Origin of the sequence: Synechococcus sp. C9 (genome assembly GCF_022984075.1) — a bacterium.
Taxonomy (GTDB): Bacteria; Cyanobacteriota; Cyanobacteriia; order Gloeomargaritales; family Gloeomargaritaceae; genus Gloeomargarita.
In genome coordinates this window covers 308,919-322,240 of record NZ_JALAAD010000001.1, presented here as the reverse complement: position 1 = coordinate 322,240, position 13,322 = coordinate 308,919, and the positions used below count along the sequence as shown (strand labels likewise).

The following is a 13,322-nucleotide window of genomic DNA, read 5'->3' as shown; positions in this document are numbered from 1 at the left end:
TGGTACATCCACAGGTTAAAATAAAAATCCATGCGGGTATAGCTCAGTGGTAGAGCGCAACCTTGCCAAGGTTGATGTCGCGCGTTCGAATCGCGTTACCCGCTTAGATTTCGGGAATGAAAACAGGGAGCAATTGGGTATGTTGCGGGGGGTAGCCCATGATTCGCCACCGGTTCAGCGTTGAACAATATCACCAGATGATTGATGCTGGCATTTTTGCCCCGGATGACCGGCTGGAATTGATTCACGGAGAGCTTGTCAAAATGTCCCCGATTAATCGTCGTCACGCCGCTGGAGTGAATCGTCTCAACATAATTTTAGGGAGACTTTTGCACCAAAAAGCATTGCATATCATCCAAAACCCGATTACCCTAACGGATTCGGAACCCCAACCGGATGTGGCAATTGTCCGCTGGCGGGATGATTTTTACCTGGCGGGGCATCCCACGCCCCCTGACATTTACTGGGTCATTGAAGTTGCTGATACCACTATTACCTACGACCGGGGGGTAAAAGTGCCCCTGTACTTGGGAGCGGGCATTCCCGAAGTTTGGTTAGTTAACCTGGATGAAGATTGTTTAGAAGTTTACCGCCAAAAGGAACCGCAGATTTTGCGCCGGGGGCAATCCCTAACCCCCCTGCAATTCCCGGAATTTGTTTTTGGGGTTGATGAATTGTTAGGATAATGATGCAAAATAGTCATTTTTTCGACTAAGAAACATCTAAGAAACTGGGAAAATTACCCATCATAACCCAACGGAGTAAATTCATGTCCCCCAGTGAAATGATTCGCCACCGGTTCAGCGTCGAGCAATATCACCAGATGATTGATGCTGGCATTTTTGCCCCCGATGACCGACTGGAATTGATTCACGGAGAGCTTGTCAAAATGTCACCAATTAACCGCCGCCACGCCGCCTGTTGTGCCCGTATCAGTTACCTTTTAGAATGTTTGGGGAGGCGAGCAATGAAGCGCATTCAAGACCCCATTACCCTAGCGGATTCGGAACCCCAACCGGATGTGGCAATTGTCCGCTGGCGGGATGATTTTTACTTGGCGGGGCATCCCACACCCCCTGATATTTACTGGGTCATTGAAGTTGCGGATACCACTATTACCTACGACCGAGGGGTAAAAGTTCCCCTATATTTATCAGCGGGCATTCCCGAAGCTTGGTTAGTTAACCTGGATGAAGATTGTTTAGAAGTTTACCGCCAAAAGGAGCCGCAGATTTTGCGCCGGGGGCAATCCCTAACACCCATCCAATTCCCGGAATTTGTTTTTGGGGTTGATGAATTGTTAGGATAATGATGCAAAATAGTCATTTTTTCGACTAATAAACATCTAAGAAACTGGGAAAATTACCCACCATAACCCAACGGAGTAAATTCATGTCCCCCAGTGAAATGATTCGCCACCGGTTCAGCGTCGAGCAATATCACCAGATGATTGATGCTGGCATTTTTGCCCCCGATGACCGGCTGGAATTGATTCACGGAGAGCTTGTCAAAATGTCACCAATTAACCGTCGTCACGCCGCTGGGGTTGACCGCTTAAATTTACTACTGGCTGACCGGTTAAATCGGAGGGCTTTGCATCGCATCCAAAACCCGATTACCCTGGCGGATTCGGAACCCCAACCGGATGTGGCGATTGTCCGCTGGCGGGATGATTTTTACCTGGCGGGACATCCCACGCCCCCTGACATTTACTGGGTCATTGAAGTTGCTGATACCACTATTACCTACGACCGGGGGGTAAAAGTGCCCCTGTACTTGGGAGCGGGCATTCCCGAAGTTTGGTTAGTTAACCTGGATGAAGATTGTTTAGAAGTTTACCGCCAAAAGGAGCCGCAGATTTTGCGCCGGGGGCAATCCCTAACACCCATCCAATTCCCGGAATTTGTTTTTGGGGTTGATGAATTGTTAGGATAATGATGCAAAATAGTCATTTTTTCGACTAATAAACATCTAAGAAACTGGGAAAATTACCCACCATAACCCAACGGAGTAAATTCATGTCCCCCAGTGAAATGATTCGCCACCGGTTCAGCGTCGAGCAATATCACCAGATGATTGATGCTGGCATTTTTGCCCCCGATGACCGGCTGGAATTGATTCACGGAGAGCTTGTCAAAATGTCACCAATCAACCGTCGTCACGCCGCTGGGGTTGACCGCCTCGTTTATTTGTTGCTCAACCGTTTGGGACAAAAAGCCAGATGTCGCATCCAAAACCCGATTACCCTGGCGGATTCGGAACCCCAACCGGATGTGGCAATTGTCCGCTGGCGGGATGATTTTTACTTGGCGGGGCATCCCACACCCCCTGACATTTACTGGGTCATTGAAGTTGCTGATACCACCATTACCTACGACCGGGGGGTAAAAGTTCCCCTATATTTATCAGCAGGCATTCCCGAAGTTTGGTTAGTTAACCTGGATGAAGATTGTTTAGAAGTTTACCGCCAAAAGGAGCCGCAGATTTTGCGCCGGGGGCAATCCCTAACCCCCCTGCAATTCCCGGAATTTGTTTTTGGGGTTGATGAAATCCTGGGGTGATGATGAACGAGAAAAAGCACAATTTGCCTGTCAATCTGATTCGTGTGCCTATCTAAAAAGCATCCCCGACTTGGTAGTGTGAAGGACTACCGGCTTACTCAGAACTTGGTGATCACAGAAATATTGGCATGGCTCAATATCCATAAGGGCTTTACACTGGGAAGCAGAAGTCACCCCTTGAGCGCACCTATGGCTAACCGTCTCATCCATGCCCAAAGTCTCTACCTGCGTAAGCACGGTCATAATCCCATTGACTGGTGGCCGTGGTGTGAGGAAGCCATTGCCCAAGCTCGCCAGGATAATAAACCCATTTTTCTCTCGATTGGCTATTCCAGTTGCCACTGGTGCACGGTGATGGAGGGGGAAGCCTTCTCGGATCAGGCGGTGGCGGAGATAATGAATCGCTATTTTTTACCCATCAAGGTGGATCGGGAGGAACGCCCGGACATTGACCATATCTACATCCAGGCGGTGCAGTTGATGATTGGGCAGGCGGGTTGGCCCCTCAATGTGTTCCTTGACCCCTATGATCTGGCTCCCTTTTACGGCGGCACCTATTTCCCCCTCACCCCCCGCTACGGTCGTCCCGGCTTTTTAGAACTTTTGCGGGCAGTACGACAGCGATACGACCAGGGCAAAGACCAAGTGGAATTGGTTAAATCCCAGATTTTGGAATATCTGGAATCCCCCGGCAAACTGCCAGCCCTCAGTACATTGGATAAAAATATGCTGGACAATGGCTATCGCAAAGCCACCAGTATTTTGGCGTACCAAGGGCCGGGAAATTCTTTTCCCATGATTCCCTACGCCCAGGCGGTACTGCAATCGAGTCGCCGGGGTGCGCCCTTGGGTACGGAACATCCGGCGGTACAAAGGGGGATCAATCTGGTGCTGGGGGGCATTTTTGACCATGTGGCGGGGGGCTGGCATCGCTACACGGTTGACCCGACCTGGACAGTGCCCCATTTTGAAAAGATGTTGTATGACAATGGCTTGATTTTGGAATACATCAGTAATCTGTGGAGTGCGGGGATTCAGGATGATTCTCTGCGGCGGGCGGTGCAAAAAACCGTAGCTTGGTTAGAACGGGAAATGCGCTCGGAAGCGGGTTACTTTTATGCCGCCCAGGATGCGGATAATTTTGTGCATTCTGAAGACTTGGAACCAGAGGAAGGGCGATTTTATGTATGGGCTTATCAGGAATTACAAGAATTATTAACAGAACCGGAATTCCAGGGCTTAACATCTGCTTTTGATATTGAACCCGCTGGCAATTTTGAGGGCTTGATTGTTCTGCAACGGTTACAGGGGGGGGCTTTATCCCCGGTGGTAGAATCCGCATTGGATAAACTATTTGCCCACCGCTATGGCTCTACTCCTGAACTATGCTCAAAATTCCCACCGGCAGTGGATGCCCAGCAAGCTAAAACGACCCATTGGCCAGGACGCATTCCCCCTGTCACGGATACCAAGATGATCGTGGCTTGGAATAGTTTGATGATTTCTGGTTTGGCACGGGCGGCGGTGGTCTTTCAGCAACCCCATTATGGGGAATTGGCGAGCCGATGCGCTGAATTTATTCTCCAATCCCAATGGGTCAATGGGCAATTTTATCGCCTGAATTATGATGGTCAGGTGGCAGTGATCGCCCAGGCGGAAGATTATGCCCTGTGGATCAAAGCCCTGCTGGATTTGCATCAAATGGCAGTTGGTCTAACGGGGGCAATGAATGCAGAGTTTTGGTTAACTAAAGTGAAAGAATTTCAGGCTAATTTTGATGAACAGTATTGGAGTAGTGCATCACAAGGTTATTACGCTACGGCGATGGGGGCGAGTGGGGATTTACTGGTACGGGAACGTCCCTGTGAGGACAATGCCATTCCCTCAGCCAATGGGGTTGCGCTGACCAATTTGGTGCGTTTGTCCCTACTGACCGGGGATTTGACCTACCTGGAGCGGGCGGAACGGGGATTGCAGGCGTTTGGGCAAATCTTAAAGGAAGCTCCCCAAAGTTGCCCAAGTTTGGTGACTGCCCTGGATGCTTGGTTTTACCCGATACAGGTGAAGGCGCAACCGGAGATTTTGGCACAGATTGCTTCCCACTTTTTCCCAACCACTGTACTGCAATCAGCGACGGACATCCCTGGGGTAGCGTTAGTATGCCAAGGTTTGACGTGCCAGGAACCAGCGACTTCCTTGGCAATGGCTTTAGAACAATTGGCTCGCTATCAGTCCTAACCTTCAGATATGGGGGCACTTCTTTTTACGGGGGCGGTACCCTTACGACTCTTTTGGTAAATCTAGTGATTATTGCTGTGGTGGGTTACAAAGGTGGGGGATTGCCCGAGAATCCAAGCGATGAGTGGGGGCTTTTGGTGTTGGAGATAATGGCGGACGGCTTGGGTAAGGTCTATTTCTAAGTCTCGGTTTTGGATGTCGGTAATCAGCTTGTGCATGAGTTCCAGATGGATGCGGTCGTCCTGGGGAAGCAGAGCATAATGACCATTTTCACTATTGTTCAGGGCGGCAAGGGCGGATTGGGTGGCAGTAGCGGTTCTGGAAGGAGGGGGGAGACGGGCATCTCGTAGCAAAAGGAATTGCAGTTCGGGGTGGGAAATCACCAGTTGGTTAAAGTTTTGGAGTTGTCGGTACATACTGCTGGCGGCTACTTGGATCAAGGCGACCACCCGCTTTTGGGTAGGGAAATAGAGATGGTCTGGGAGTTTGCGTTTGTTCAGTTTGAGGGTACTCATGGGCAGGGGATGGATGGCTTGGAGGGCATTGAGGATGGTGCGGAGTTTGCCAATGTCGGCGGTGCTGTCAATGATTGCCTCGTCAAAATACTTGACACGTAGTAGCTTCTCGGTATTGCTGAGATAACACTCCAGTTCTTCTATGAGACCCACCGAGGGGGTGTCCGGTTGGGCAGGGGGGGATAGGGCGATGGCGGTACCGTTAGGCAGGAGGGGAATGAGTAGTTCCTTGAGGGTTTGCAGTTCGGCTTCCAGGCGTTGGACACGGGCGGGTAAGTCGCTGGCGGTGGGGAGGGGCTGTATCAGCGGGGGGAGGGGGATGCCGTTGATGGTGTAACGGTAGTAGGCGGCGGCACGGTTGAGCATGGCACGGATGGAGGGCTGGCTGAGGATGTCGTCCAGGTCATCGGGGCTGAAGAGGGCTGAGAGGTGAATGTCGGAGGGGAGGCGGGTTTGCAGGAGTTTTTGCAACTGGGGGAGGGGTGGGGGATTGAGGGTGATGACGGTTTGGGAGAGGCGGTCGAGGGTAGCCCGATCCCATTGGGTTTGGAAGTGTTGCCAGCGGTCGGGGAAAAGGTTCAGGATGAATAAACTGTTGGGGATCAGGGTCAAGAGTTCTTTGAGGGCATCCCCCAGGTTGAGCAGGATGTCTCGGTTTTCTGACCGCCCCAGGGCTTCCAGTTGGTCAAAGACGATGATCAGCGGTTGGTCGAGCAGGGCTAGTCTGCCAATCACTTTCATCCCTTCCAGGGCAAAGGTGTTGCGGTCGAGGTCGGCACTCCAGGCGGGTAAACCAATCAAGGCGGTGTCTTCCGGGTTCAGGTCATTGCCACTGAGCCAGCGGATGATCTGTTGACGACGGTTCGGGTCGGTGTAACTGCAATACTTGATGATGCCTTTGAGGAGGCTTTCCGTAGCACCCGTGAGAAAGTTACGCTCCGCCCACCAGCGCAGAACTTGTTTTTCGATGAGTTGCCATTGGTGACGGCGACGGTCCGTACCCTCTGCTCCCAGGCGGTGAAACAGATTGAGGGGGTCGGCAGTGAGGGCGGCGAGAAGGTTTTGATTTTTTTGGGTCTGGGGTAAGGTTTTGAGGATTTCCACAAAGCTCTTGGCAATCAGATAATCCAGTTGGGTGTGGTGGTGGTCATCCACATACTCCCGCAGGGATTCAAGGGTGTGGCTGTAAATGTGGTGGTAAATGTTGTCAGGATGGGTAGGCTGGGGGATGAACAGCAGACGGTTGTGGCAGAGTAAATTTTGGGCGACCCGCATGATGAGATGGGTTTTCCCGGAACCGGGTTCTCCCAAGAGAATCACCCCCCGGCTCTGGTGGTTGGCATCCTGTTGAATGTCTTGTAGGGCGGCGGTGAGTTGCTGGTACTGGGCGTGATAGGTGGTGGTGTCATCGGGATAGTGCTGGAAGGGATGGTCAACTTTGCTGTTGGCAAACGGGTTAGGGAGATTTTGGGCTTTGAGTTGGGCGTGGGTGAGGTGGCGGTAGAGGTGATAGGTAAAAAGGGCATCGTAGCTGGCATCGTGAGCGATGTTGGGGTTGAAGTAACCGCTTGCCAGTTGAATGCCAAGGTGTTGGCTGAGGTGTTCGAGGCTATAGCTGGCGAGGTTGGGGAAGTATTGCTTAGCGGCTAACCAGGTGCAAAAGGTGGGGTTAGACAGCCAAGGTTGGCGGGCTTTTTGGAAGGCACGTTGGAGAATTTTGAGGTCGTGGTCGGCGTAGTGGAAGATCAGCAGTTTGTTTTGGGCGAGACGTTGTAGGTCAGCGACGATTTGCGCCAGGGGTTTGGGCTGGGGGTGGTCGGGTGCGTATTCTTGGCTGTGGGCGTGGTAGATGACCTGACCGCTACTGTCAATGAGGGCGATTTCCTTGAGGTCGGGGTTGCCTTCGGTGTCAATGACCAGGTAGCTCATGGCAGAAAAAATCCTGGGGTGATCATCGGCTCAATCTATCAATATAAATAAGGGTACCTCTATCAATTCCAAGTTAGTGGTCGCAGGGGACAACCCCCGCCCTTGGTTCTGGGTAATATGGGCATTTTTACGATGGGATTTAGGGTTGGTTCAAATAAATTAAGGTTCCCACAATATAGTTTGTACTTAGAAATTAGTTGGCTTCAAATTTTAGCAAAAAAAATTACCATCAGCCGCCTATAGGATGAGCATCAGGTAATTCGCAAAAAATTAAGCGATTATTTACCTGGAAATTTGAGGTTTCTCAAGTAAATTAAGCTGTCTAAATTTTCAGAACTAAACCCTCGTCCATACTCGATTAAATTGTTGCTGGCGCAAAGTGGGTTCTACATCGGGATCAAATACAGTAATCCGACACCGATCTGCAAGTTTTTTAACGGCGTATCCAGAGGGACGATGCTGTGAATCTCCACACCAGGCAGGGCGACCAGGATTATTTTCTGTCCGACACACCCCATGCACAATCGCTTCCCAAGCATCAGGTTCTTCTGACTCCCAAATGCTGACGATGCACCCCATGCCACGATAAGGCTGTCTTAAAACTGGAATACCATACTCTCCAGCCAAATTTCTAACCTGGTCATGAAGCGTATTGATTAGCTCAGTTAAAGGCAAGGGAGCGACATTTTTGATGGTGAATTGACTGCCACGAAAGCCCCTAAAACGAGTGAGTTGGTGCGGCGGTCGTCTCCAACCAGGCCCCAGTCCACCCAGTTGTTGGGCAAGGTTCAAAAGATTGTCAATTAGGGGCTGAAATCGCTCGTTGCATTCAACACGAATTGCCCAGGTTTCATGAGCATCATGGGCGGGTATGTTGGCATAGCCATTGGCTAATTTATCTTCCATGCTGAGGTCGGGTAGTCGGTCGGTAGTTCTAAAACTACACAGCACTAAATCGGCAGGACAACCTAAGCCGCCAAAGATTTGATTGGTTAATTTCTCAGTGTTTTCTCTCCCCAATAAAGGCAAAGCTAAACGGGTAAACCAACCCCGCAAATTTGCCCGTAAAACTTGGGGACTCCAGCGATATTGTCCTGGTTGCGTTACTTGCCCACTTTTAGTCATGTGTTGTTGCACACAGGGTTTCATCCCTTGCAAATGAATTTCCCATTGCCCGGTGGTGGGAATCCTCTCTGCCATTCGTCCAAATCCGGCATGGACGCCACGCCCTAAACCCTGAGAGCACAACATTTCTTTCACCCGTTGGATGATCCAGGTTTTCTGAGCTTGGGTGGGGATGTCTTTGAGGGTGATGCTGAGGGTATATTTGGGGGCATTCATGCCTATATCAGCGGGGAGTTGCCATTGTACGCCTAAATTTCTATTCGCCTCTCCAAATACTTGCCAAGATTGCTGAGCGTTCAGTGGATAAGGTTTGAGATGTGATCTATCCAAAAAGAGATTTTCAAAGCGAATCTTTTTGGGTCGCCAAGCGGTGTGGTCGTCATTCAATAATGTTTCCCAAAAGGCTTGTTCTTCGGCGGGGATATTCTGCCAATTTTGGCGCAAATAATGCAGGAAAGAACCACGAATGCTCGAACCGGGAATCCAGGGAATACCGGCAACTTGGGCAGGAAGTATGCCCCCTTCGGGAAAGCTACCGCCGCCAATTTGAAGTGGACTAATGAGCTTGAGGTCTGAGATGGAAATGGTGTGAGGATCAGCAGTTTTTTGGAAAGTAGCAAAGGGTTTGCCATTCCAAGCGTGGGTAATGTCTCTGTTTTCTGGCTTATCGGGAATGTCGGATGTTTGGGGGGTGTAGCCGCATTCTCTATCGGGGTCGTCGGGATGTTTTTTCACTCCATACCAGCGGGAGCGTTGGGTCGGTAAAAGTGGACGTAAAGGCATAATTCACCATCCTTTGTGAGTGTTTGTTGAGTCGTTCAGAAGCTAAAAAAGCTTCTCTATATCGTTCATCTTGATCCGCAGGTGAGCTTCATCTCCTTGGATAGTGAGTTGGATACTCCCCTGAGACATCTCATCTATATCCACTCCTAGCTTTTTACACCACTCTTTAAGGAGAGGAGTGCAAATTCGCCCAAGCTGTATAGATGCAACTAAGTCTTCGGCATCCCAATCTTCACCGGTTTCACATATACGATCCTTTATGCTGTCCTTGATTTCACATTCTCCTTTGATGCCTTGGTAAATGAGGGTAAGCTGAAACTCTCTCAGGTTGAATTTCCAGAGATAAGAGAGCAGTGGTTGGAAATCTAGCATATACATTCCTACTGGTTGCAACTACCTTCTGGAACAATCTGCGATTACATCTCCATTTTCTCCGCCGTTTGAATCAAAGGCTTCCACACCTTTACCTTCCGGGAAGGTCTGCGACAAACCTCCCCCTTGATAAACAGACTCGGCGGTGGTGGTTTCAACACCTTTACCTTCTGGGAAGGTCTGCGACTGGGGAAATCAACGAGAAGTTGGTGGAGCGCTACAAGGTTTCAACACCTTTACCTTCTGGGAAGGTCTGCGACTTCTCACCCGGTGCCGAACTGGTTTGCTACGAATGAGTTTCAACACCTTTACCTTCTGGGAAGGTCTGCGACGGTTCGTCCCTGGGTTGACCGTTGACCTAGATTCCGGTTTCAACACCTTTACCTTCTGGGAAGGTCTGCGACACCGCATTGTGGGAGGGGTAGAAGAGCCGCAATTCACGTTTCAACACCTTTACCTTCTGGGAAGGTCTGCGACTCAAATACATTCCCCACTGGTGGTATACATCTCTCGAGTTTCAACACCTTTACCTTCTGAGAAGGTCTGCGACAGGTTATGCTCCTGGCGAGCATGAGTTCCCTTGGGGGTTTCAACACCTTTACCTTCTGAGAAGGTCTGCGACAAATGCCGGATGGTCAAGGTCTACATCCGGAGCCATCAGTTTCAACACCTTTACCTTCTGAGAAGGTCTGCGACGCTTCGGCTCGATGCCGAGCTTGAGGCCGAAATTCAGGCAGTTTCAACACCTTTACCTTCTGAGAAGGTCTGCGACATCTACCAGAAATTGGTCAAGGTGATGGGGGGCAAAGTTTCAACACCTTTACCTTCTGAGAAGGTCTGCGACCTACTGCTCCGGGCAGTAGAGGATAAATTCCACTCGGTTTCAACACCTTTACCTTCTGAGAAGGTCTGCGACCCCCGGAACGAGAGATGGTCGCCCTCTGGCACCAAGTTTCAACACCTTTACCTTCTGAGAAGGTCTGCGACCTACTGCTCCGGGCAGTAGAGGATAAATTCCACTCGGTTTCAACACCTTTACCTTCTGGGAAGGTCTGCGACTTATATATGCGCGGGCCGGCTCGCATCCAGTCCCGGAGTTTCAACACCTTTACCTTCTGGGAAGGTCTGCGACGTATTCTCAAGTTTGCATGGAGATTTTTTTGCAATCGTTTCAACACCTTTACCTTCTGGGAAGGTCTGCGACGCACATTGTGCAAAGGCACACGGGTACAACTACGACCAGTTTCAACACCTTTACCTTCTGAGAAGGTCTGCGACGCGTGACCGCCGGGAGTACGAACGCTCTTGGCGTTAGTTTCAACACCTTTACCTTCTGAGAAGGTCTGCGACATACCGGTGCTACCCGACCACCGAAAGCCGGAGGAAGTTTCAACACCTTTACCTTCTGAGAAGGTCTGCGACACAAGGAGGACTTGGAAATGAAGGCTGGGGCTGCCTTCAAGTTTCAACACCTTTACCTTCTGAGAAGGTCTGCGACCGTCTGGGAAGCGCCTGTGGCGATCGCCCCGTCCCTGTTTCAACACCTTTACCTTCTGAGAAGGTCTGCGACCCTGATCCAGGGTGGGGGCTGGACGATCATCCTCTACTGCTGTTTCAACACCTTTACCTTCTGAGAAGGTCTGCGACTGTATATTTCCGCCGGGTGGCGCCCGGTGCCCTTGGGGTTTCAACGCCTTTACCTTCTGAGAAGGTCTGCGACTGGCGACCCGTGGGTGCGCGTACTTATGAAGGTACGGTTTCAACGCCTTTACCTTCTGAGAAGGTCTGCGACGTAGTTGCTTCTCCAACCCAAAGCTGCCTCCGAAGCTCAAGTTTCAACGCCTTTACCTTCTGAGAAGGTCTGCGACGGGCTGAAATTAAAGCCCTGAAGCCTGGACACCCCGGCCGGAGTTTCAACGCCTTTACCTTCTGAGAAGGTCTGCGACTCGACGACGGGCGTTATGTGCTCATGTTTGAGCATGTTTCAACGCCTTTACCTTCTGAGAAGGTCTGCGACTTGAGGGCTGTTTCGTGGGGGTCGTATGGCCCCTGAAGTTTCAACGCCTTTACCTTCTGAGAAGGTCTGCGACTGAACATTGACATAAACCTCAGCGTTACCAGGGCAGTTTCAACGCCTTTACCTTCTGAGAAGGTCTGCGACATGGCCGCAGCGGTCGCCTCTTCAAGAGAGGCGTACCCGACCTTGGACAGGCGGGTTTCAACGCCTTTACCTTCTGAGAAGGTCTGCGACTTCTCAACGTAGGCGGCCCCCAGACAGTTGTGCAATTGGTTTCAACGCCTTTACCTTCTGAGAAGGTCTGCGACAGTACCGTGGCACTGAAGGGAAGGTTGACTGGGAGCTGGTTTCAACGCCTTTACCTTCTGAGAAGGTCTGCGACTCCCCTATTCTACACCCTTTGCCCAGAGCGGGTTCCAGCGTCCATTTCCGCCGACCCCCTACAGGTGTTAGTACATTTTGCCCAAAAACGCCCCTGTAAAACCTGCAAATCCCGTGTAGGAGCCACTCCGCCGACCTTTACCACAGAATCGGGGATTGAGGGCATGGGTTGGGGTTGGCGGTTAGGCATCCATGTCAGCATCTCGGGCATCCTTCAGGCGCATTGTCCAAAACTGAATCGTTTCCGCAATGGCAATCAACAGGTCACTCATCAACACCTGCTGATTAAAATTCAATTCTCCCAGCCGCTCCTGAAACTGCTGGGTGGTCATATCCCCCCGTATCCGCAATTCCGCCCCCACAATCTCCGCCAACACCAGCCGTGCCACCCCCCAGGCAAAATAACGCCGTTGTTCATTGTTGCCCTGCCCCGGTGCCGGGATCGCCCCCCCCAGCAGAGCCATTGACCGGGACATAGACCAAAACCGCTCCAGCCCCCAGGTGGCTACATAGTCCGCAATGCCACTCGCCGCCCCCTGCCAATCCTGGATATGCTGTATCCCCCGGTGCAGTTGGTCAAAAACCCGCCTGTCCAAATCGTAATGTTCGACCGCCATCATGCCCCCCCAATGTTCATAATCCGCACATTGCCATAACCCACACTCCACAATCCCCCCAGGGTGTGATCCCCCTCCAAAAAGGATTGCCACTCCTCCAGATGTTCCACCTTTTGGCGCACCGTCCAGCTAAACATAAACACCGCCCCCGGTGGATACCCCTCGACCGCAAACAAATTTTCCACCAAATTGCCCCTAGCATCCGGTTCATCCCGCAAACTCACCCTGGGCTGGCGCACCAACCCCATATCCACAATCAGATTGATGCAATGATCCGGCACCACAATCCGACATTCCGCCGTCACCCCCTCTGGAGCCGGTAAGGGTTCCGTCCATTTTTGGATATTGGTCAACTTCAGCCAGCGCAAATACAGGTTAGAACCCCTTGCCAAGTCAGGATGGGTCATGTACACCTGATCCGGGGCAAAGTTAAACGGGGAGCGGTGATTCAGTTGTTGAAAACGGTTGAGCCAAGCCGGACAACTCACCCACCAATTGCCATAGCCCAAGACATGCACCGGCCACCACACCGGCCAGCCCCACCCCAGGGAAATGCGCCCCGGCGATATATTGTCCGTCGGCCCCCCAAACCAGTTCACCACATAGCCCCGGAAGGCAGTTTGGCTTTCCGCATCCTCCCGCAGTGCCCCCCGCAGGGAACTCCCCGGAATCGCAGGCATCCGATCCGGCAGGCGAAACACCGGATTATTGTTGCCCCGACTATCGCTATCCGCCCCGCCAATATGCACCGGCGACAAACACACCAACCACTCATTTGCCATCG

At 51.4% G+C, this 13,322-nt stretch carries 11 protein-coding genes and 1 tRNA gene; 6 read left to right on the top strand and 6 right to left on the bottom strand.

Annotated features, from left to right (window positions below; translation table 11 throughout):
- Positions 1-32: 32 nt before the first annotated feature.
- The 6 genes from MLD66_RS01630 to MLD66_RS01605 all read left to right on the top strand — a co-directional run bounded on the left by MLD66_RS01630 (position 33) and on the right by MLD66_RS01605 (position 4,799).
- A tRNA-Gly gene (locus MLD66_RS01630) sits at positions 33-104 on the top strand.
- 54 nt (positions 105-158) lie between these two features.
- Positions 159-686: a Uma2 family endonuclease gene (locus MLD66_RS01625; protein ID WP_247215201.1), complete on the top strand. Its 528-nt coding sequence runs from the start codon at positions 159-161 to the stop codon at positions 684-686.
- An 83-nt stretch (positions 687-769) separates the two neighbouring features.
- Positions 770-1,309: a Uma2 family endonuclease gene (locus tag MLD66_RS01620; protein ID WP_247215200.1), complete on the top strand. Its 540-nt coding sequence runs from the start codon at positions 770-772 to the stop codon at positions 1,307-1,309.
- Positions 1,310-1,392: 83 nt separating this feature from the next.
- The gene (locus tag MLD66_RS01615; RefSeq protein WP_247215199.1) at positions 1,393-1,935 is read left to right on the top strand and encodes a Uma2 family endonuclease; all 543 of its coding nucleotides are present in this window, start codon (positions 1,393-1,395) and stop codon (positions 1,933-1,935) included.
- Between the two features lie 83 nt (positions 1,936-2,018).
- Positions 2,019-2,561 carry a Uma2 family endonuclease gene (locus MLD66_RS01610; protein WP_247215198.1) on the top strand — a complete coding sequence of 181 codons (543 nt, stop codon included), beginning with the start codon at positions 2,019-2,021 and terminating at the stop codon, positions 2,559-2,561.
- A 189-nt stretch (positions 2,562-2,750) separates the two neighbouring features.
- Complete coding sequence (locus tag MLD66_RS01605; protein WP_247215197.1) at positions 2,751-4,799, top strand: thioredoxin domain-containing protein; 2,049 nt, start codon at positions 2,751-2,753, stop codon at positions 4,797-4,799.
- A gap of 62 nt (positions 4,800-4,861) precedes the next feature.
- Here the strand turns inward: MLD66_RS01605 and MLD66_RS01600 are convergent, their stop codons facing one another.
- From MLD66_RS01600 to MLD66_RS01575, 6 genes are all read right to left on the bottom strand, one after another.
- Entirely contained in the window at positions 4,862-7,243 is a 2,382-nt protein-coding gene (locus MLD66_RS01600) for a 3'-5' exonuclease (RefSeq protein ID WP_247215196.1), read from the bottom strand.
- 336 nt (positions 7,244-7,579) lie between these two features.
- Entirely contained in the window at positions 7,580-9,151 is a 1,572-nt protein-coding gene (locus MLD66_RS01595) for an RAMP superfamily CRISPR-associated protein (protein WP_247215195.1), read from the bottom strand.
- Between the two features lie 42 nt (positions 9,152-9,193).
- Positions 9,194-9,523: a hypothetical protein gene (locus tag MLD66_RS01590; protein WP_247215193.1), complete on the bottom strand. Its 330-nt coding sequence runs from the start codon at positions 9,521-9,523 to the stop codon at positions 9,194-9,196.
- 1,959 nt (positions 9,524-11,482) lie between these two features.
- Positions 11,483-11,809 carry a hypothetical protein gene (locus MLD66_RS01585; protein ID WP_247215192.1) on the bottom strand — a complete coding sequence of 109 codons (327 nt, stop codon included), beginning with the start codon at positions 11,807-11,809 and terminating at the stop codon, positions 11,483-11,485.
- Between the two features lie 294 nt (positions 11,810-12,103).
- A complete protein-coding gene (locus tag MLD66_RS01580) occupies positions 12,104-12,541 on the bottom strand; it encodes a hypothetical protein (RefSeq protein ID WP_247215191.1) in 438 nt (145 codons plus the stop codon).
- Positions 12,538-13,320 (bottom strand): RAMP superfamily CRISPR-associated protein, encoded by a 783-nt coding sequence (locus tag MLD66_RS01575; RefSeq protein ID WP_247215190.1) that lies wholly within the window; start codon positions 13,318-13,320, stop codon positions 12,538-12,540. Before MLD66_RS01575 ends, MLD66_RS01580 begins: the two co-directional genes overlap by 4 nt.
- Positions 13,321-13,322 lie beyond the last annotated feature (2 nt).

Excerpts from the sequence above, each read along its gene's own strand:
- MLD66_RS01610 (WP_247215198.1), top strand. The coding sequence starts at position 2,019 with ATGTCCCCCAGTGAAATGATTCGCCACCGGTTCAGCGTCGAGCAATAT.
- MLD66_RS01615 (WP_247215199.1), top strand. The coding sequence starts at position 1,393 with ATGTCCCCCAGTGAAATGATTCGCCACCGGTTCAGCGTCGAGCAATAT.
- MLD66_RS01600 (WP_247215196.1), bottom strand. The coding sequence starts at position 7,243 with ATGAGCTACCTGGTCATTGACACCGAAGGCAACCCCGACCTCAAGGAA.
- MLD66_RS01625 (WP_247215201.1), top strand. The coding sequence starts at position 159 with ATGATTCGCCACCGGTTCAGCGTTGAACAATATCACCAGATGATTGAT.
- MLD66_RS01575 (WP_247215190.1), bottom strand. The coding sequence starts at position 13,320 with ATGGCAAATGAGTGGTTGGTGTGTTTGTCGCCGGTGCATATTGGCGGG.
- MLD66_RS01580 (WP_247215191.1), bottom strand. The coding sequence starts at position 12,541 with ATGATGGCGGTCGAACATTACGATTTGGACAGGCGGGTTTTTGACCAA.
- MLD66_RS01620 (WP_247215200.1), top strand. The coding sequence starts at position 770 with ATGTCCCCCAGTGAAATGATTCGCCACCGGTTCAGCGTCGAGCAATAT.
- MLD66_RS01590 (WP_247215193.1), bottom strand. The coding sequence starts at position 9,523 with ATGCTAGATTTCCAACCACTGCTCTCTTATCTCTGGAAATTCAACCTG.
- MLD66_RS01605 (WP_247215197.1), top strand. The coding sequence starts at position 2,751 with ATGGCTAACCGTCTCATCCATGCCCAAAGTCTCTACCTGCGTAAGCAC.
- MLD66_RS01595 (WP_247215195.1), bottom strand. The coding sequence starts at position 9,151 with ATGCCTTTACGTCCACTTTTACCGACCCAACGCTCCCGCTGGTATGGA.